This window comes from Flagellimonas sp. 2504JD4-2, from assembly GCF_053642935.1.
Genome location: NZ_JBSIOV010000002.1, coordinates 518412 through 537227, shown reverse-complemented (window position 1 = coordinate 537227; position 18816 = coordinate 518412). Strand labels below are relative to the sequence as shown.

At 40.0% G+C, this 18816-nt stretch carries 19 protein-coding genes; 6 read left to right on the top strand and 13 right to left on the bottom strand.

Going from position 1 to position 18816, the window contains the following annotated elements:
• Positions 1-41 precede the first annotated feature (41 nt).
• Genes ACULLH_RS09085 through ACULLH_RS09075 form a run of 3 tightly spaced genes read right to left on the bottom strand, consistent with a single transcriptional unit; the run spans position 42 to position 4519 of the window.
• Positions 42-2759, bottom strand: coding sequence for a T9SS type B sorting domain-containing protein (locus ACULLH_RS09085; RefSeq protein ID WP_454088427.1), 2718 nt, complete (start codon positions 2757-2759; stop codon positions 42-44).
• Positions 2760-2787: 28 nt separating this feature from the next.
• Entirely contained in the window at positions 2788-3621 is an 834-nt protein-coding gene (locus ACULLH_RS09080; RefSeq protein ID WP_454088426.1) for an ABC transporter permease, read from the bottom strand.
• A gap of 1 nt (position 3622) precedes the next feature.
• Complete coding sequence (locus tag ACULLH_RS09075; protein ID WP_454088425.1) at positions 3623-4519, bottom strand: ABC transporter ATP-binding protein; 897 nt, start codon at positions 4517-4519, stop codon at positions 3623-3625.
• A gap of 74 nt (positions 4520-4593) precedes the next feature.
• Between ACULLH_RS09075 and ACULLH_RS09070 the strand changes: the two genes are divergently transcribed.
• The gene (locus tag ACULLH_RS09070) at positions 4594-5670 is read left to right on the top strand and encodes a hypothetical protein (protein WP_454088424.1); all 1077 of its coding nucleotides are present in this window, start codon (positions 4594-4596) and stop codon (positions 5668-5670) included.
• On the opposite strand, the gene ACULLH_RS09065 is transcribed toward ACULLH_RS09070, so the two are convergent.
• The 6 genes from ACULLH_RS09065 to ACULLH_RS09040 all read right to left on the bottom strand — a co-directional run bounded on the left by ACULLH_RS09065 (position 5667) and on the right by ACULLH_RS09040 (position 11346).
• Positions 5667-6725, bottom strand: a complete 1059-nt coding sequence (locus ACULLH_RS09065) for a nucleoid-associated protein (protein WP_454088423.1) — start codon at positions 6723-6725, stop codon at positions 5667-5669. The two genes, ACULLH_RS09070 and ACULLH_RS09065, sit on opposite strands and share 4 nt — an antisense overlap.
• Positions 6726-6888: 163 nt before the next feature.
• On the bottom strand, positions 6889-7383 hold the full coding sequence (locus ACULLH_RS09060; protein WP_454088422.1) for an IS1096 element passenger TnpR family protein: 495 nt from the start codon (positions 7381-7383) through the stop codon (positions 6889-6891).
• Between the two features lie 45 nt (positions 7384-7428).
• The gene (locus ACULLH_RS09055; protein WP_454088421.1) at positions 7429-8442 is read right to left on the bottom strand and encodes a COX15/CtaA family protein; all 1014 of its coding nucleotides are present in this window, start codon (positions 8440-8442) and stop codon (positions 7429-7431) included.
• Complete coding sequence (locus tag ACULLH_RS09050; RefSeq protein ID WP_454088420.1) at positions 8439-9869, bottom strand: CCA tRNA nucleotidyltransferase; 1431 nt, start codon at positions 9867-9869, stop codon at positions 8439-8441. The genes ACULLH_RS09055 and ACULLH_RS09050 overlap by 4 nt, the downstream gene beginning before the upstream one ends.
• Positions 9870-9871: 2 nt before the next feature.
• Positions 9872-10432 (bottom strand): L-threonylcarbamoyladenylate synthase, encoded by a 561-nt coding sequence (locus ACULLH_RS09045; RefSeq protein ID WP_454088419.1) that lies wholly within the window; start codon positions 10430-10432, stop codon positions 9872-9874.
• Positions 10433-10443: 11 nt separating this feature from the next.
• Positions 10444-11346 carry an ATP-grasp fold amidoligase family protein gene (locus tag ACULLH_RS09040; protein WP_454088418.1) on the bottom strand — a complete coding sequence of 301 codons (903 nt, stop codon included), beginning with the start codon at positions 11344-11346 and terminating at the stop codon, positions 10444-10446.
• A gap of 59 nt (positions 11347-11405) precedes the next feature.
• On the opposite strand from ACULLH_RS09040, the gene ACULLH_RS09035 reads away from it, so the two are divergent.
• Complete coding sequence (locus ACULLH_RS09035; RefSeq protein ID WP_454088417.1) at positions 11406-12239, top strand: glycosyltransferase family 2 protein; 834 nt, start codon at positions 11406-11408, stop codon at positions 12237-12239.
• On the opposite strand, the gene ACULLH_RS09030 is transcribed toward ACULLH_RS09035, so the two are convergent.
• The gene (locus tag ACULLH_RS09030) at positions 12221-13024 is read right to left on the bottom strand and encodes a glycosyltransferase family 2 protein (protein WP_454088416.1); all 804 of its coding nucleotides are present in this window, start codon (positions 13022-13024) and stop codon (positions 12221-12223) included. The genes ACULLH_RS09035 and ACULLH_RS09030 overlap by 19 nt on opposite strands.
• 251 nt (positions 13025-13275) lie before the next feature.
• Entirely contained in the window at positions 13276-14091 is an 816-nt protein-coding gene (locus ACULLH_RS09025) for a 2,3,4,5-tetrahydropyridine-2,6-dicarboxylate N-succinyltransferase (protein WP_454088415.1), read from the bottom strand.
• Between the two features lie 100 nt (positions 14092-14191).
• Here ACULLH_RS09025 and ruvX point away from each other — a divergent pair, with 100 nt between their 5' ends.
• From ruvX to ACULLH_RS09010, 3 genes are read left to right on the top strand one after another with little or no spacing between them, the layout of a single operon-like run.
• Positions 14192-14602, top strand: a complete 411-nt coding sequence (gene ruvX, locus ACULLH_RS09020) for a Holliday junction resolvase RuvX (protein ID WP_454088414.1) — start codon at positions 14192-14194, stop codon at positions 14600-14602.
• A gap of 3 nt (positions 14603-14605) precedes the next feature.
• A complete protein-coding gene (gene def / locus ACULLH_RS09015) occupies positions 14606-15196 on the top strand; it encodes a peptide deformylase (protein WP_454088413.1) in 591 nt (196 codons plus the stop codon).
• Between the two features lie 52 nt (positions 15197-15248).
• Entirely contained in the window at positions 15249-15686 is a 438-nt protein-coding gene (locus ACULLH_RS09010) for a DUF5606 family protein (protein ID WP_454088412.1), read from the top strand.
• A 3-nt stretch (positions 15687-15689) separates the two neighbouring features.
• On the opposite strand, the gene ACULLH_RS09005 is transcribed toward ACULLH_RS09010, so the two are convergent.
• Positions 15690-17267, bottom strand: coding sequence for a family 20 glycosylhydrolase (locus tag ACULLH_RS09005; protein WP_454088411.1), 1578 nt, complete (start codon positions 17265-17267; stop codon positions 15690-15692).
• A 2-nt stretch (positions 17268-17269) separates the two neighbouring features.
• Complete coding sequence (locus ACULLH_RS09000; RefSeq protein ID WP_454088410.1) at positions 17270-17923, bottom strand: GDSL-type esterase/lipase family protein; 654 nt, start codon at positions 17921-17923, stop codon at positions 17270-17272.
• A 97-nt stretch (positions 17924-18020) separates the two neighbouring features.
• Between ACULLH_RS09000 and mazG the strand changes: the two genes are divergently transcribed.
• Complete coding sequence (gene mazG / locus ACULLH_RS08995) at positions 18021-18794, top strand: nucleoside triphosphate pyrophosphohydrolase (protein WP_454088409.1); 774 nt, start codon at positions 18021-18023, stop codon at positions 18792-18794.
• Positions 18795-18816: the final 22 nt, after the last annotated feature.

Here is an 18816-nt window from a genome sequence, read left to right as displayed (position 1 = left end):
CCAAAATCAAACATTTTAAGTTAGTCAATTTTTCCCAAATCTTATCGTTTCAAAGCGAAATGACCTTTGAAAATACGACCATCTTCCAGGGCAACCTTAAACCAATAATCCGCCGCTGGAAGTTCACTGTTGTTAAACATACCGTTCCAACCTCCCGTTTTGGGGCTTATTTGTGCCATCAGTCTGCCAAATCTATTGTAGATGGTAATGACACTTTCTGATTGGAATTGTTCATCAATCCCAATAATTTGCCATGTATCGTTCACATTGTCCCCATTCGGGGTGAAGAACTTGGGATAACCAATTACGGAAACCAATTCTGATGATACGCCACATCCATTTTTATCGCGTACATAAACGGTAACGAAACCGGGCTCCACATTTTCGAACATGGGCGAATCTTGATAATTGGTCTCATCCGCAATGGCATATTCATAATCCCCATCCCCAGCAACCGATATTTCAATGCTATTGTTATCGGAGATATCTTCAACAAGTACATTTTCAATTATAGCCCGATTTGACGGATTTACCACGAAACCAACTTCGTTCATGCAATCGAAAGTACCTTCATTTGTGATATACCGATAACCGGCTTCAAGCGTATAATTTCCTAAAGCTGAAATCTCGGTAATCTGTTGCGCGCTGATTTCTCGTCTTGTTCCCCCTTCATTTCTATACCATCTGTAAAGGTCAAAACCGGCAGGAGCTTCGAGAAAAATAGGAGCTCCATCGGTACACCAAATAACCTCTTCGTCGAATGTGAAAGTTGGTGTGGGGTTAACAATGAGATTGATGACATCAACATCTTCGCATACGTTCGAGTTTTCGACTCTGGCGTAAATGGAGGTGGATTCTGTCCTGTAGTTTCCACTGATGGGTTGCTGCTCCAGCGATGCATCTTCCAAAGATGTGTAAAGCACGACATCGCTATTGGGGTAATCTTGGTCTAGCAAGGTGTCAAGATCAAAAACTCCATCCAACACCAAATCTTCCGGGTTATCATCACAGACATAATAATTCTTCTCATCATTGGGACTGAATACGATTGACCTTACCTGTAGATCTAACGTGGAGGAATCTTCACAGCCATTATCATCAACAATTTTGTAATAAATCGTCTGGTTGTAGGGAGTCGTGTTGGTAAATCCGACAGTTGTGATCATTGGATTATCTGCATTTAAATCCGCAATGGATTCATAGAAGGTATAGGTATAATCCGAACTAGTTATGACCTCTTCAAGGTTGAAGGGCGCCAAACCATCTGTTGAATTTGTGGTTGAAGCATCACATTGAACCAAAACAAGAGGAGACGCTTGGGGTATCGGATTGACTGAAATAAAAGCTTCCCCGATTATTGGGCATTCCCCTGGGTCAGCCAGTATAATTTCTAAACTATACCGCCCCGAATCTGATGCATTGGCGGGATCTACGGTCAGGGTATGGGTAGAGTGGGCCATTGGGTTGCCGTCTTTTTCCCAATTATAGGTGGCATTCGGAATGTTTTCGGCTTCAAGAGTGAATTGATCTCCTTCACAAATTGCTAGGGAAGAGCCGGTTGACCCATCGGCATTTTGCAAAAGATCTACACGGTCAAAAAATGATTGAATAAATGGAGGAAGTCCTTGTGTGGCATTTCTCCCATTAAGAAAAACGGCGTTATGGACATAATTGGCAGCGTTGCCCAATTCATTTGGGTTCTCTATCACCCCTAAATAGGGTGTTCCTGTTAAATAGTTCTCCGCAATTGTTCTATATATTTTCCCATTTTGAGCCAGTTGCAAGGCACCGCGATAGATTGATCTTCTATCAATTTCTACTTCAGAAGCTGCAATGTTGGGAGCGGTCAAATCATATTGCACTAATGATGATGAATGGACCCCAACTTGACCCGCAGGGGCATTATTGGAAGTATGTGCATACAAAAACCTTTGATTCGGCGAAAACTCAATCCCGTATGGAAATTTGTTGGGAGCCGAAACCAATAACTGCTGCTGGTTGGATAAAACACCTGTGTCGACATCGAAATCATATATATAAAGCCCCGAGGAGGAATTGGCACTCGCTAAAGTGCTCCCATCAGCTGAGAATTTTAGATATCCCCTTGGATCCACGACCAGAAGGTTACTAAATGTGCTTTGAACAGGTGTCGTATTTACCCCAGTAGAGGTTATTTCAAATGCATAATAGGTATCAAAAGGATTATCTCCAATATTTTCTCTCCCAAGGGTGACTACCCAAATGGATTTATCAAAACAATTTTTGACCACAGCCGATATCTTCTCAGAACAGTCCATTAAAAGATTGACATTTTTTTGGACCACCGCACCGTCACCATTGTTCATTGAGAGGTCGACCGTAGAATAGTTGAGTCCAAAATCTGGATCATTTTCAGCGGTAGAGGTGTCTACCGTAAAGATGTATAGGATATTCGGATCCTCCGGCTTTTGCACAATAATTGCCGATTGGGTACTGGATGGATCACCGAAAAGACCACTCCCATTATCCATGATGGTATGGTTTCGATTGAAAACCCGAATTCCGTCTGTATATAAAATAAGATTTCCAGAGGCATCGGATATTGAGGCACAACCTTCAAAAGTGCTTATGCGCCCATTATCCAGTGGAGTCACGGTTCCGTCATTGTTAAAACTGATACCGGCATTGTTTCCGAAATACCAATTAGCGGTCTCACCTTGTCCAAACAGGGTATAGGAGGACAGGCAAAGCACAAATAGTATCCAGTTTCTATATAGCATTCTGTGAGTTACAGCACCTCACAAGATACTACAAATCACGCTTTTTCAATAATGCATAGGATAAATAGACAAAAAGAGCCGTCCAGAAGATTACAATTATAAATTCGTGCCAGTACACATGGTAATCAAATTTCATGTTTTCTCCGATCTGCTGGCCGATGTTCTGTACGGCCGAAAGTCTTGTGAAAGGTTCTTTGATCAAATTGGTCATGGACTCTAGCGGGAAAAAATCCTTCACCATTTTTGCACTATCCCAGCTCATAACTTTCCAACCGAGCAATCCGAAAATTAATTGCTCCAAAACCGCCCAAAGTATTAAAAAGCCCAAGGCGAATGCGGACCGTTTTACGAAAATGCCCAAAAAGAGACAGAACGAGAAGAAACCGACAAGTTTTATAAAGAAAGCCAACAAAAATTCCATATCAGAAAAAATGATGGAAAGCTCATTGTAGTCCGAATAAACGAGTCCCAGAATCATCGAGACCACAAAGACAAATACTGTTGAGATGAGTGAAAAGGAAATGACCGTTAGAAATTTGGAAAGGATGAACTCTTTTTTGGAAAGTCCATCTATCAAATTTTGTTTGATGGTCTTGTTACTGTACTCATTGGCCATCATGGAAACGATGACAATGGCCAGAAAAAGCTTGAAAATTGCAGTTACAAAGGTGTTGAAGTGCCAGATGTACGGAAAATTAAAGATTCCCTGATCTGCCAGGTGAAATTTAACTGGGCCGATATCAAACTTGATGGCAGCTATCAATGCAATTGACGTGAGCAAAATAAAATAAGAGGTTATCAGTATTTTACTAGCTCTGTTGTTCCACAGTTTTATGAATTCTATTTGTAGTAAGCGTACCATTTTAGTTGTTCTTGGTCAAGGTTAAAAATTGTTCTTCCAGACTTTCCTTGCGTTTTACAAGATGGGAAAGCACCATGCCTTTTTCAAACAGCATTTTGTTGAGTTCCTCTGCATTCATTTCTTCTTTTAAAAAGGCGGTCAATGTGCCATTCTCACGGGTGATTTTTCCAAAACTGGCACTTTTCTCCAAGAGTTCCTGCAACTTTTCCATGTCCGAGGTTCGCAATTCAAAAAAGCCATAACTCGAAAGCATTTCGTCCACCGGACCGGAATACAGCTTTTCTCCTTTTCGTAGAATAACCACATGGGAGCACACTTTTTCCACTTCATCCAATAAATGGGATGCAAGAAGGATTGTGGTGCCTTGACCTGCAATTTTTTTGATGATTTGCCTGATTTGGTGGATTCCCTGGGGATCCAAACCATTGGTGGGCTCGTCCAGAATCAATATTTCGGGATCATTGAGCAGGGCAGAGGCAATGGCCAAACGCTGCTTCATCCCAAGGGAATAGGTTCTGAACTTACTGTTACGGCGTTCCCATAATCCAACAAGTTCCAATTTTTCCTGAATTTTCTGTTCTGGAACTTCCTTGATCTTGCAGACCAATTTCAAATTTTGGACTGCGGTCATGTAGGGATAAAAATTGGGGCGCTCGATAATGGCTCCCACCTTTTTTAAGGCATTGTGGGTTGATGTGGTTCCATCGAACCAACTAAAATCTCCAGAAGTTCGATTAACCACGTTCAAGATAATGCCCAAAGTGGTCGATTTACCACTCCCATTAGGTCCTAAAATACCATAGACATTACCTTTTTCAATAGTGAAGGACAAATCCTTCACGGCGGTCAGGTAGCCGAATTTCTTTGTTAATCCGTTTACGGTCAGTATAGTTTCCAAGCTGGAATCGTTTTTTGATTTGTTTATAGTAACTTGACGAGATATTATGGATTTTGTTACAAAATAGGGAAAGAATGTCTGATGAGAAGTTGATGTCAAAGAAAAAACCGGCCTATCCAGTCAATAAAAAATTGGACGGATACCTTGACCGTTACAACCGGAAAATTGAGATTCCTATTTTTTATGATGACCTGCTCCGCTTTAGCGGCTCGGTTGTGGTTTACGATTCCGAAGAAAATGATACGCTTTGGGTACGGGTCTATTATTCCGATTTTGATAGGGAAGAAATCGATTTGAGCCTGAAAAAGGTCTATTCCATTTTACATTCAGATGGAAGCGACCGTATTTTGGAGTATCTCAGCGTGGATGCGGTTGATTATTGCACTTTCGGAAACTCCAAACCCTTTCGCATCAAGGTGAGAAATATCCTGAATGATAACTATACCTATTTCTACGTCAAAAAAGCCGATGCTTCAAGGGTTTATGGCCTTGAATTGGAGCATATGCTGTCCCCGTACAATCTCAACTTTCTGGTATATGGGGATACGTTGATTGAGGAACATATCGCCGGCATTCCTGGAGATGTTTTTATTGATGAGATGCTTCCAAAATGCACCGAACCGGAAAAGGCTCAGTTGGCCAAGGAATTTGTAAAGTTCAATGAACGCTGTATGATTCGGTTGTTGGGAGATATGCGCTCCTACAATTATGTCATTGTGCCCACCCACGACTTTGATCATGTGGTGTATAAGATAAGGGCCATAGATTTTGATCAACAATGCTTTGAAGGAAAACTAAAAGTTTATCGCCCACAGTTTTTTAAGGAGAACTTTAAGATGGTGGAGCTGGTTCGCGGCAAACTCCAAAAACACTCCGTGGACCAATATAAAATCGAGGAGCGCTCGATTGTGGCCAAACGGATTATGAGCTCCGGGGACCGTATTAAACGACTCTTGGATGCATGTTTAGAGGATGAAATTTCGCTGGATGAAAATATCACCAAGCTTAAGCTTGAGATTTACGATCTGGCCAAAGACATCAATTTTAAAAAGTGTACTACCATGGGCGAAGTACTCTCCTTGGCCCTAGATTTTGTAAAGCGAAACTATCAAGATGTAAGCATGCGGCAGATATTGGATGGCAAGTCCTAACTTTTCTGCTCTTTGTTGAAATACACTAAGTAATAGTACATCTGTCGTTCTTCGTCCCAACCTTTTTCCACAAATTTCTGTGCAGATTCCGGATTGATGAAATCCATCTTTATCTGGATATTGGTATCCAAATTGATGACATTCTTTATTTTTTTTCGGGCATCTGATACGGCTTTGTTCGCAATATCAAAGTTGGAAACATCCTCAATACTATATTTTGGCCCTTTTTCAACCTTATAGTGCTTAAACTCGGGGATAAGCTCTGGGTTTTCCATAACCTCGTTCAAAAAGGAAGTTTCTTCAAAAGCATCGTTTTTGGCGAAGTGGTTCACGGCCCTGTTCATGAACAAGACCTCTTGTTGTTTGTCCTCGGCGGGTAGTACCACATCCTTGGCAAAATTCTGGCAGAACTTCAGATAGTTTTTGGTGTAGAAATTCTCATCGGTCAAAGGTGCGATCCCCAAAAAGTTCTCCAACCAGTATTTGGCGTCGTATCGATTGCTATCCACGGAAAGTACTTTAAAACCTTCTTCCTTATCCACATTGAATACAATACAACCCTTATCCAATTTGTTGATATTGATACCCTGTTGAATCAGAATCTCCAAGTTTTGTCCTTGCTCCTCAAATTGAAGAAAATCATGTTTCAATTCACTCTTAAAAATTCCAATGGCATCCGTCTTTTGGTTGTCGATAACCATATCTGAAAAGTGAACAACATATACCTCTCCATTTTTAATGTGGGGATGATTGGATTGCTCAAAAAGATGTGTCGTTATCTTTTTTGAAACTTCATGCGCGGCAGAGCTATCCTCAAATAATTTGGAAACCGATGTAAAAACTTCGTTGAACTCTAAATCGACTTCATGGGTAAACCTGAAATAATTTTCTTCTTTTTCCCGGAAAGGCTTAAAAAAGTATTCCTTTAGGAGTCCGGACATTTCATCGTTCAATGAAAAGGGTTCAGACGATAGAAAAATAGGCTCGTTTTTACTTTTGTTCCCAACGCGATGAAGGGAAACACTTTCGATTTGGGCAGGATATAAGTTTAGCATTTTTTGATAATCAGTAATCAGTAATCAGTAATCAGTAATCAGTAATCAGTAATCAGTAATCAGTAATCAGTATTCAGTTGTCAGTATTCAGTAATAGGTAGTTTTTACGTTATTGATGATTGGTCATTGGTAATTGTCCAATGGTAATTGTTAATTGCACGTGTCAATTCCAATTTTCATCAAAATCCATTTCATCGTAACTGTCGAGCGAATCGCCGAATTCTATTTCTGACTGCGATTCGAATTTTTTCTCTGGAGGTGAATCAGGAAGTTCCCCAAAACTAAAGAGCAAGTTAGGATAAGACCGTCCATCTTCCTTTTCAACAATATCGGCCAACTCCACAAAGAATGTCCACATGCTAAGAAAATCGTAAACGTAAATCAACTTTGGACTTTGTTCAGATAGCACATCATCCAAGGAAGTTTCATTCATCAATCTCACATTGGAACCATTTTCACTCATATCAAAAAGAGCGATTTCCTCATCTTGGTTCCATTCCTCATCGCAAGTATAAAATGAAGCCATTTCACTGCCCCCAAATCCGAAAGCCTGGGTGATTGCGTTGTGAAATTCTTCCAGGGTATGGGAACCTTCAATTTCGATATCCCTAAAGATATCTTCCTCGGCATCAAGAATAATCCTGATTTTATAAATCATTCAACAGTAATTAAAGTAGGTGCAAAGTTAAGACAAAATCCTGTTTCATTTGGTGAATCTATGCAAGGTAAAGGTCATGGACGCCAGTAAAAAAAAGGCGAAGATCTGATGGGTCACTCCCAACCATAAGGGAACCGCATAAATCAATGTGAGCACACCCAATAAAAACTGAATCAATACCAAAATCAGCAACGATTTTACTCCATTTCTTTGCAATGCGGTCAGCTTCATGTTTTTGGTGCGATACCATATCAAAGCAATTAATCCGACAACAATATAGGCCATGTAGCGGTGCACAAATTGGACCCCACTTCTACCTTCAATAAAATTTTTGACCAAGGGTTGTTGCTCAATGTAAACAGTTTGATGTATTAATTTGCCATCGCTCATCAAAGGCCAATGATTGTGTATAAATCCAGCGTCCAAACCGGCAACAAAAGCACCCCAGATAATTTGAAGTACCAAAACCACCAGAACAATTCGTATCAGGTTTCGGATCCCCACCTTGATTTCCTTTTTTTCTGGATATTTTAGGTCCAGGGCCACCCATAAACTGTAGGCAAACGTTAAGAAAGCAGTTGTTAAATGGGCCGCTAGTCTATAGTGGGATACATCTGGACGGTCGACCAGTCCACTTTTTACCATATACCAACCCAAAAAACCTTGAAATCCACCTAAAAACAGCAAAACCAGGCATTTTTTAATGGTAGGACCATCCAATTTTTTGCGAACCAGGAAATAGAGGAAAGGAATTATGAAAACAACGCCTATCAGTCTACCAATCACACGGTGCAACCACTCCCAGAAATATATGCTTTTAAAATCTTCGAGTTCGAAGTGATAATTTAGTTTTTGATACTCTGGATACTGCTTGTAAAGCTCAAAAGCTTCTTCCCATTCTTGTTGGTTAAGCGGTGGAATGGTACCGGTAATCAACTTGTAATCTGACATGGAAAGTCCAGAGTGGGTCAATCTTGTGATACCTCCGACCACGACCATAATGAAAATCAGCATACACCCTGTTAACAGCCAGTAAATGACGTATTTGTTACTTTTCATTCAGTATCTGGGTTTAGGTTCATTTCTTTACCTTTTTGAAGCATAAATTCGAAGGCGGCTTGGTATTCGTTTGGGATTTCCCCTTCCAAGATGGCCTCTTTTATGGCCTCTTTAATTATTCCGATTTCCTTGGAGGGTTTCAAGTTGAAGGTTTTCATGATTTCTTCCCCAGAAACAGGTGGTTGGAAATTACGAACATGGTCCTTTTCTTCTACCTCTATAATTTTTTGACGGACAATCTTAAAGTTGTTCTTATACTTTCGTTGCTTTTTCGGATTTTTTGTGGTGATGTCTGCTTCACAAAGGGTCATCAGGTCATCCACATAATCACCTGCATCAAAAACTAACCTTCGTACGGCGGAATCTGTGACATAATCCTCTGACAATACAATGGGTCTAGAGCTCATTAATACCATCTTTTGAACAAACTTCATTTTGTCGTTCAATGGCATTCGCAGTCTTTTGAAGAGTTTATACACCATTTTTGAGCCCATAAATTCATGAGCATGGAAGGTCCATCCGATCTTTTTATGAAACTTCTTAGTGGGTGCTTTACCAATATCGTGCAATAGGGCTGCCCACCTCAACCAAAGGTTATCGGTGTTTTCTGAAATATTGTCCACCACTTCAAGCGTATGCCAGAAGTTGTCTTTGTGTCGTTGTCCTTCAATTTCCTCAATGCCCTGGAGCGCCGTTAGTTCTGGTAAAATTAGCGGTAAAAGATCTGTTTGATGCATTAATTTAAAACCAACGGAGGGCTTCTTGCTCATCAAAATCTTATGGAGTTCATCCACTATTCGCTCCTTGGAGACGATTTTAATACGATTCTTGTTTTCAAGTATGGCTTGATGAGATCTAAGCTCGATTGTAAAACTAAGTTGGGAAGCAAATCGAATCGCCCGCATCATCCTAAGGGGGTCATCAGAATAGGTTACACCGGGTTCTAGCGGTGTCTTTATAAGTTTGCGCTTTAAATCCTTTCTTCCGTCAAAAGGATCCAAAAGCTGTCCAAAATTTGATGGATTTAAGGCCAAAGCCATGGCATTGATAGTAAAATCACGTCGGTTTTGATCATCTTGCAAAGTGCCATCCTCCACAATGGGTTTTCTGCTGTTGCGTTGGTAGCTTTCCTTCCTGGCACCCACAAATTCTATTTCCAAATCTTTGTGTTTGACCATTGCTGTGCCAAAGTTTTTGAACACGGAGACTTGAGGTTTTCCCTCTAATTTGGAAGCTACCATGTTCGCTAGCTTAATTCCACTGCCAACAGCAACAATATCAATATCTTTAGGGGTACCACGGTCCAAAAGATAATCTCGCACAAATCCTCCGATCACATAGGAATCCATCCCCAACTCTTCCGAGGTTTCGCCTATAAGTTTAAATATGGGATGTTGTATTGCTTTTTTATGGAATTCCTGCGTCATTTTTACTCCCGAATAACCTTCACTTTGCCATCATTGCCCAACTTTATTATGGATGATGGGGAAGGATTTTTGTTTTCATCGGGCAAATTTACCACATAGTCCACTCCTTTTAAAATTTCAGAAGCTATCTCTTTGAATTGTTTTGGAGTTGGCATCCCAGAAATATTTGCTGAGGTCGAAACTATGGGTTTGCCAAACTTGTTGATTAAATACTGGCAAAATTTGTCAGAAGCTACCCTAATGGCCAAAGTGTTGTCCTTGGCGATGAGGTTTTTCGCGACCGCTTTGGGCTGATCAAAAATAATAGTAGTTGGTTTTTCGGCTAGATCAATAATATCATAGGCAACCTCGGGCACTTGCTCAACATGCCTTTCTAACATGGCTTGGTTGGCGACCAAACAAATCAAGGCTTTACTGTCTTCCCTGTTTTTAAGTTGATATACTTTTTTTACAGCTTTGGGATTGGAGGCATCACAACCTATTCCCCAGACCGTATCGGTAGGGTAGAGGATAAGGTTTCCTTTTTTGAGCTCTTCGATACACTTATTAATTTCTTCAATCAACCGTTTAGACTTTAGGATAGTGTTGTTATGTATTTTTGACCTCTGGTCTTTTTTGGCAACACCATAAGGTCGCCAATTATTTTATTGTACTTATCGGGGACGAACTCTTGCCGACCGTCACCTGGATAGAAGGTCATTTCCCCAAATAATATTTTTCCCTCTAGATTGTAAAGATCCACTCTTACAAAAGGAAAGGGGCCGGCCAGTTTTTCACAGATTTGGAGCATTTTATCAAAATTTTTAGGCTTTGTCAGGTTATCTGTAATCAGTTCAAACCCTTTTCTAGTGAAAGGTAGCTTTTCCCACTTTGGGTTATAGTAATACTTTTTGTGACTAGCTCCGCGATCTACATCCACTTGCAGAAATTCTGGCTTTCCATTAAAACAATAAAACTTATAATCACTGATGCCTTCGCTTCCAATTTCTTCAAGATACTTTTCTACAATAAGTTTTGGGCGTACATCCTTATAGGCCCACTCCAGACCACCCCGATAATATTGATTTCTGGACAACCATTTTCGAAATAGATACTTGGCCTTAAGACGGTTCACATCTTCCTTGTTGTTTGCAATAAGGTTAAAATTATAGCCATGAGCTGCCTTTATGACAAAACGGTCTGGAAGTTCGTCAAAATTTACATCCTTGGATTTGTAATAGACAGCAATCAACTTGTTCAAATGCTCAGACCCAATTTTATTTTCCACATAAGGTCTAACTGCATATTTATCTACTAGCTGATTTAAAATTACTGGCCGGTAGTAAACTTTGAGCCATTGTATTTTCTCATTGAATTCTATAGGGTTCTCCAGGTCAAGTTTTTTACCAGTGTAATATTCATAGTAGATTTTCATATAAAATGGAGCCGGTAAAAACTTGATTTTTTTAAGAAGACCTAAAACAAATTTTCTTAGCATTGTAGGTAAAATAGAGATAAGTCAAAGATATACATAAAGACTTTTATATTTTTGCCAGAATGAAGTCAGCAGAAAAGGACACACCTAAAATATCGATTATTGTAAGTACCTATAATTCGGAAGAATGGTTAAAAAAGGTACTTTGGGGCTTTAATTGTCAGATTTTTAAGGATTTTGAAGTTGTTGTGGCGGATGATGGATCCGGACCAAAGACCCGCGAGCTATTGGAGGCCATGTCCAAGGAAGTCTTCTACAAAATTGTGCATGTTTGGCAAGAAGACGAAGGTTTTCAAAAATCAAGGATTCTTAACAAAGCTGTGGTTGCATGTAATGCTAATTATATCATCATGACTGACGGGGACTGTATTCCGCGGGAAGATTTTGTGGAGGTCCATTATATCAATAAAGAGGAGGGCTGTTTTATTTCTGGTGGATACTACATGCTGCCCATGAACATTTCAAAATTGATTACACTAGAAGACATTGAGCAGCAAAATTGCTTTAATATCAATTGGTTGAAGGATCAAGGGATTCCAAAAACCTTTAAGAACAACAAACTCACTGCCAGCGGATTCATTTCCAAGTTTTTGAACACCTTTACACCCACCAATGCCAGCTGGAACGGTCACAACTCGTCGGGATGGAAAAAAGATATTGTAAATATCAATGGTTTTGACGAGCGCATGCAGTATGGTGGGCAGGATCGCGAATTGGGTGAGCGCTTGTTCAATTTTGGAATAAAGTCCAAACAATTACGATACAGTGCAGTTTGCGTACACTTAGATCATAAGAGGGGATATAAAACACCAGAATCAATTGCCAAAAACCAGGCTATTCGTAAAGAAACCAGAAATAAAAAATTGGTTTGGAGCCATTATGGCATCACCAAATAATACGTAAGCTCGTTTTTCTTTTCCAACCGCTTTAATTCCCTGTAGCGTTCAAGAACGCTCAGCGCATTTAGGTAAGAAATGATGATTCCTTTCTTGCCATCCAAAAATCCAAGCCTTATTATATAGTGGTTAAAGAATTTCCAAAAAGGCTTGATTACCATTAGGGCATAGTTGAATTGCTTTTCCTTATAAAAAGCTTCTTTGGCCTTTAATTGGCCATATCTAAGCATTTTGCCCTTGTAATCTTCGTAATTTTTGTAGCAGTAGTGTACGAGCTTTTCATTTAGAATACATGATGTGCCGTCAACCTCCAATGTTTCATGAACCAATTTCTTATCCGTGAACTTAACCTTACTTTTTCTGAAAAGTCTATGGTTTTTGTCGGTTTGCCAGCCGCTAAAATAAAGTCGCTGGTTTTGGAACATGAAATTTCTGTAGAACCAATACGCTTCGCAGGCGTTTGGATTATTGATGGTATCTATGATTTCTTCTTGAAGTTTATTACCCACAACCTCGTCGGCGTCCACAAAGAGAATCCAATCGTTGGAAGCTTGCTTGAGTGCAAAATTCTTTTGGGCGGTAAAGTTTTCAAAAGGGTTTTGTATCACTTTCACCTTCGGATGATTCTGAAGGTATTCAAAAGTGCCATCTGTACTATAAGAATCAACAACAAGGACCTCATCCGCAAACGAAATAGAGTCGATGCATCTTTCAATATAACCCATCTCATTGTAGGTTATTATGAGTGCTGATATTTTTTGCTTTGGGGTGCTCAACACAGCCATATTTATTAGTATCAGGTTTGGTGACTACAAAACTATAACAAAAAAATGGGGTAAAAATTGTTTACGGGGTTATTTTCCTACAAAACAATTGAGAGTGTCAATACCCTACTTTTATGTAAAATTTTAACAGTTTAAGTCAATATTTTATAGATATGCGAAGAATGAGAAGGTTGCTTGGATTGTCAAAAAAAAACTACAAAATGTATAAAAAACACAAATTGTACTTAGCGGAATAAGAGTTTTATAATGGATTAAACTGCTACATCATGCTCACGAAGTGCATTGTTTAGCGATGTTTTCTTATCAGTGCTTTCTTTTCTTTTACCTATGATCAAAGCACAGGGAACTTGATATTCCCCTGCAGCAAACTTTTTGGTATAACTCCCAGGTATAACCACGGATCTTGCGGGCACCCTGCCTTTTGATTCTATAGGTTCATCACCGGTAACGTCAATGATTTTGGTGCTGGCGGTAAGTACCACATTTGCTCCAAGTACCGCTTCCTTTTCCACTCTTACTCCTTCAACAACAATACATCGAGAGCCTATAAAAGCATTATCCTCTATAATTACGGGTGCTGCTTGCAAGGGTTCCAATACACCTCCTATGCCTACACCACCACTTAGGTGCACATTTTTTCCAATTTGGGCGCAGCTACCCACAGTCGCCCAAGTATCTACCATAGTGCCTTCATCAACATAGGCCCCAATATTAACGTAGCTTGGCATTAAAATGGTTCCTGGGGATATGTAGGCTCCATGTCTGGCAACGGCATGGGGAACCACACGAACACCTTTTTCTTGATAACCTCTCTTTAGCGGTATTTTATCATGATATTCAAAAATTCCAGCTTCCAAAACTTCCATCTTTTGTATAGGGAAGTAGAGCACAACAGCTTTTTTTACCCATTCATTGATTTGCCAATCACCTTCCGAAGGTTCAGCGCATCGCAATTCACCCAAATCAATACGATTGATCACCTCTCTAATGGCATTTTGGGTTGCTTCCTCCTTCAATAATTCTCGGTTATCCCAAGCTTTTTCAATAAGTGCTCTTAATGCTGTCATTTCAATTAAAGTTTCGGCAAAGATAATCGGCAAAATAGAATATTGAAGGTAATTTTAAAGGCATAACATTTTTAGGTTTATTTTTGCCAAAAATTTTGGATTGGCAAGAATCTTGGCATTGGATTATGGAAAGGTGAGAACGGGGGTTGCGGTGACCGATGAATTGCAATTGATAGCCTCTGGGCTTACCACTGTGGAGACCAAGGATTTGATTTCCTTTCTTGTGGAGTATGTCGAAAAAGAGGAGGTAGAAAAGTTTGTAGTAGGGCTTCCAAAACAAATGGACAATACACCTTCAGAATCCGAAGCATTGATTCAACCTTTTTTAGAGCAATTGTCCGCAAAGTTTCCTGCAATCCAAATAGAAAGACAAGACGAACGCTTTACCTCCAAGATGGCAATGCAATCCATGTTGGACAGCGGAATGAAAAAGAAAAAAAGACAAAACAAGGCTTTGGTGGATGAAATAAGCGCCACCTTGATTTTACAAGCATATCTTAACAGCATTTAACCTATGATCATACCAATTGTTGCTTACGGAGACCCTGTCCTTAGAAAGCTGGCCAAAGACATTACTCCAGACTACCCAAAATTGGAGGAGCTGATTCCCAATATGTGGGATACTATGTACAATGCCCATGGGGTTGGTTTGGCAGCTCCTCAAATAGGACTTCCTATCCGTTTGTTTTTAGTGGATACAACACCTTTTTCTGATGACGAAGAATTGAGCGAAGAAGAACAAAAAGCTCTAAATGGATTTAAAAAAGTATTCATAAATGCCCAAATTGAGGAAGAAAATGGGGATGAGTGGGATTTTAATGAGGGATGTCTTAGTATTCCCGATGTTCGGGAAGATGTAAAACGAAAACCTGAGGTCACCATAACTTACCTTGACGAAAACTTTAAGGAACATACCGAAACTTATGATGGACTGTTGGCCAGAGTCATTCAGCACGAATACGACCATATTCAAGGAGTCTTGTTTACGGATAAACTTTCTTCCTTGAAAAAGAGGCTCTTAAAAAACCGATTGGATAAGATTTCCAAGGGGAAAATCAACGTCGATTATAAAATGCGATTTCCCAATATCAAAAAAGCACGTTAAAAAAAATTGAGTTTCAATTAAAAGCATAATTTTGCGCGCATAAATTGTAATAATGGCACTGGACAAAATTTTATCAATTGGTGGAAAACCAGGACTTTTTAAATTGTTGACACAAACTAGAAGTGGTTTTGTGGGTGAATCCTTGATAGACGGGAAAAGGGTTACCGTGGGACTTCGCAATAACGTTAGTGTATTGTCGGAAATTGCAATTTATACGTTGGAGGAGGAAGTTCCATTAAGGGAAGTTTTCCAAAAAATGAAGGATAAGGAAGGTGGCAAAAAAACCACCATAAGCCACAAGGCTGAAAAAATCCAGTTAGAGGAATACTTCTTCGAGGTCTTACCGAATTATGATGAAGATAGAGTGTACGCCAGCGATATCAAAAAGATAGTGCAGTGGTACAATCTCTTGATCGATAACAAAATCAATGATTTCTCCGCACCTGATTTGGAAGACGCCCAGTCCTCCAAATCAGATGAAGAAGAATAGCTTTTACTCTGCCCAATCAATTAGTTTGGAAGGATAGTACTTTATTTCCATCCGGTTTAGATAAGGTACTTGTTGGGCCAATCGCTTTCTATAATCTTCCCAATCCCTATTTTCTGGCTTGGACCAACCTAGTTCACTGTACCCTATGGCTCGTGGAAAGGCCAAATACTCCAGTTCGGCACTGTTTGAGATAGTTTCTGACCACAACGGTGCTTCAATACCTAAAATCTGCTCTTTGGGTAAACCTTCCACATAGTTTTCAGGGCTCCAGTTGTAGCCAACATCTACAGGAATCAATCCGGCCCAAGTAAGTCCATATTGCGATAACGAATCATATTTCATATCCAAATAGGTCTTTTTGGCGGGTGACATTATGATTTTGGAACCACCTTCAGCAGCTTTCATGGCACTATGGGGTTCATTCCACAACTGAGCAATGGTTGAAGGGTCAAGCTTGGCTTGCGCGATCTCGTTCCAGCCAATTGCTTTTTTCCCATGTTTCAGTACGATTTTCTCCACTTTCTCTACAAAATAGAGATAATCACTTTTCTTGGTGACATGACTCTCATCTCCACCAATATGGATGAAAGGCCCAGGAGTCAATGAAGCAATTTCACCAATAACATCATCCAAAAATGCATATACGGTGTCTTTACGGGCATGAAACGAACTATAACCTACTTTCATATCGGTTCTTACACGGGGTTTATCCGCTTTCCCTCCAGCATGTAAAAAAGGATAGCTTAAAGATGCTGCATTGGTATGCCCCGGCATATCCACTTCGGGTATTATGATCATATGCCTTTCGGCTGCATACTGAACCAAATCCTTATAGTCTTCCTGGGTGAAAAAACCTCCTTCTCCGCCACCTACTTCACTTTGTCCACCAATTTCGGTCAGTTTGGGCCATGATTTTATTTCCAATCGCCAACCTTGATCGTCAGTAAGATGCAGGTGCAGCGCATTATATTTGTAATATGCAAGAATGTCAATAAACTTCTTTACCTCGTCAACAGTGAAAAAATGTCTGGCCACGTCCAACATGGCTCCGCGATATCCAAATTGGGGCTCATCATATATTTTACCTGTTGGGATCAACCATAACGGGTGGTCGGTCAAAGTATCATTGCTTTGTTCAGGAATCAGTTGTCTTAAGGTTTGCACACCCCTGAATGCTCCCGCCGCTGTTTTGGCATTTAAATAGATAGAATCCTTTTTGATGTAAAGTTGATACGACTCGGGAGTCTTCAAATCGACACTGTCCGATTGGTTGATATAGATAACCCGGTCAATATCATCATCCGAAGTATTGTTAACCGCCAGATTGAACCCTAGTCTCGCATTTACTTTTTCCGCAAGAAAGCGACCGGCCTTTTCAAACTTGGGGTCCGCAAGTGATGTGAAGATAACGGTGTTCGAATCGAGACCGAAAGCGCTGTTGGTTGGGACTGTTTTAACGGGCTTTGGAATCAAAGCGACTGCTGACAAATCTGTTTTTGGAAAATTAATTTCCTTTTTTTTGGACTGACATGCAGCTAACGAAATAACCACAGCAAAAATGAGAACTGCTCTTGATAACATGTTTAAAGTGTTTTCTTGTTTACATAATCCTTTAGCACATCGTACCACAGTTCATATCCCTGCGGGTTCATGTGCAATCCATCCTCAATAAAAAGATGGGTCTTCAATTTCCTCTTATGGGTCATTACCGACCAAACATCGGCATACCTTACATTTTTAATTTCCGAAGCCAGTTTGTTGAGCTTCTTATTCAATCGTTTGTACCTTCTTTTTAAATGCCATCGCGAGATGCTGGGTTTTGCAGAGATCAAAACAATTTCCATTTCCGGCCTTTGTCGATGAAGCTCCTTGATGATGTCTTGAATAGTACCTTCTATCGCCCGTGGCCTCCTTTTGCTACTGATATCATTGTCTCCCTCATAAATAAACACTTGTTCTGGATTGTAGTCAAGAATCAGTTCATCTAAATAATGCTCCAAATCGGATGACTGCGAACCACCAAAACCGGTATTTAATATTTGTTTATCTGGGAAACGGTCTTGTAAATCCTTCCAAAGACGAACGCTTGAACTTCCCGTAAAAACAATGGAGGGTTTGGATGAATCCCATATAGTGCTTGTCTGCTCCTTAATCTGTTTGACTTCAGCCATAAATGGCAAATCTTCTTGGGCGCTAAGGGAAAATGTAAGTAAAAGAAAGAAAAGGATATATCGCATCTTGCTGTTGAAAAATAGTTAATAGCATCCCAAAATAACACCAAAAACTATGATGTCCTAAATTAAGGTCTTTGTACTTTTAGATAAAATTTTTTAGATGAACGCAAGACCAGAGCAACTGAAGGCTTTTGATCGGCTGTTGAGTATCATGGATGAGCTTCGCGCGAAGTGTCCTTGGGACAAAAAACAGACCATGCAATCCCTACGCCATTTGACCATCGAGGAGACCTACGAATTGGGTGATGCCATTTTGGACAATGACCTTGAAGAGGTTAAAAAGGAACTGGGTGATTTACTTGTGCACATCGTGTTTTATGCTAAAATAGGTTCGGAAACCAATGCTTTTGATATTGCCGATGTGGCCAATAGTATTTGTGAGAAATTGATCAACAGACATCCGCATATTTATGGCGATGTTAAGGTTGAGGATGAAGAACAAGTGAAGCAAAATTGGGAGAACATCAAACTTAAAGAAGGAAAGAAGAGTGTACTCGAGGGAGTGCCCAATAGTCTACCAGCCCTTGTTAAAGCAAATAGGATCCAAGAAAAAGTATCTGGCGTTGGCTTCGATTGGGAGCAACCGGAACAAGTTTTTGATAAGGTAAAAGAAGAACTGGCCGAACTTCAAACTGAGGTTAAACTGGGAAACAAAGACCGATTGGAAGCTGAGTTTGGCGATGTATTGTTTTCTATGGTCAACTATGCACGATTTTTGGATGTAAATCCTGAAAACGCCCTGGAACGGACCAATAAGAAGTTCATTAAGCGATTTCAATACCTCGAAAGCAAGGCCAAAGAAGCCGGAAAAACGCTAAAAGATATGAGCCTTTCCGAGATGGATGTCTTTTGGGAAGAAGCCAAAACCCGGTAAGATTTTATTGTTCATTCTTTTT

Excerpts from the sequence above, each read along its gene's own strand:
- ACULLH_RS09005 (WP_454088411.1), bottom strand. The coding sequence starts at position 17,267 with ATGTTATCAAGAGCAGTTCTCATTTTTGCTGTGGTTATTTCGTTAGCT.
- ACULLH_RS09010 (WP_454088412.1), top strand. The coding sequence starts at position 15,249 with ATGGCACTGGACAAAATTTTATCAATTGGTGGAAAACCAGGACTTTTT.
- ACULLH_RS09080 (WP_454088426.1), bottom strand. The coding sequence starts at position 3,621 with ATGGTACGCTTACTACAAATAGAATTCATAAAACTGTGGAACAACAGA.
- ACULLH_RS09050 (WP_454088420.1), bottom strand. The coding sequence starts at position 9,869 with ATGACGCAGGAATTCCATAAAAAAGCAATACAACATCCCATATTTAAA.
- ACULLH_RS09025 (WP_454088415.1), bottom strand. The coding sequence starts at position 14,091 with ATGACAGCATTAAGAGCACTTATTGAAAAAGCTTGGGATAACCGAGAA.
- ACULLH_RS09060 (WP_454088422.1), bottom strand. The coding sequence starts at position 7,383 with ATGATTTATAAAATCAGGATTATTCTTGATGCCGAGGAAGATATCTTT.
- ACULLH_RS09000 (WP_454088410.1), bottom strand. The coding sequence starts at position 17,923 with ATGCGATATATCCTTTTCTTTCTTTTACTTACATTTTCCCTTAGCGCC.
- ACULLH_RS09065 (WP_454088423.1), bottom strand. The coding sequence starts at position 6,725 with ATGCTAAACTTATATCCTGCCCAAATCGAAAGTGTTTCCCTTCATCGC.
- ACULLH_RS09070 (WP_454088424.1), top strand. The coding sequence starts at position 4,594 with ATGTCTGATGAGAAGTTGATGTCAAAGAAAAAACCGGCCTATCCAGTC.
- ACULLH_RS09055 (WP_454088421.1), bottom strand. The coding sequence starts at position 8,442 with ATGAAAAGTAACAAATACGTCATTTACTGGCTGTTAACAGGGTGTATG.
- def (WP_454088413.1), top strand. The coding sequence starts at position 14,606 with ATGATCATACCAATTGTTGCTTACGGAGACCCTGTCCTTAGAAAGCTG.
- ACULLH_RS09040 (WP_454088418.1), bottom strand. The coding sequence starts at position 11,346 with ATGCTAAGAAAATTTGTTTTAGGTCTTCTTAAAAAAATCAAGTTTTTA.
- mazG (WP_454088409.1), top strand. The coding sequence starts at position 18,021 with ATGAACGCAAGACCAGAGCAACTGAAGGCTTTTGATCGGCTGTTGAGT.
- ACULLH_RS09085 (WP_454088427.1), bottom strand. The coding sequence starts at position 2,759 with ATGCTATATAGAAACTGGATACTATTTGTGCTTTGCCTGTCCTCCTAT.
- ACULLH_RS09030 (WP_454088416.1), bottom strand. The coding sequence starts at position 13,024 with ATGGCTGTGTTGAGCACCCCAAAGCAAAAAATATCAGCACTCATAATA.
- ACULLH_RS09035 (WP_454088417.1), top strand. The coding sequence starts at position 11,406 with ATGAAGTCAGCAGAAAAGGACACACCTAAAATATCGATTATTGTAAGT.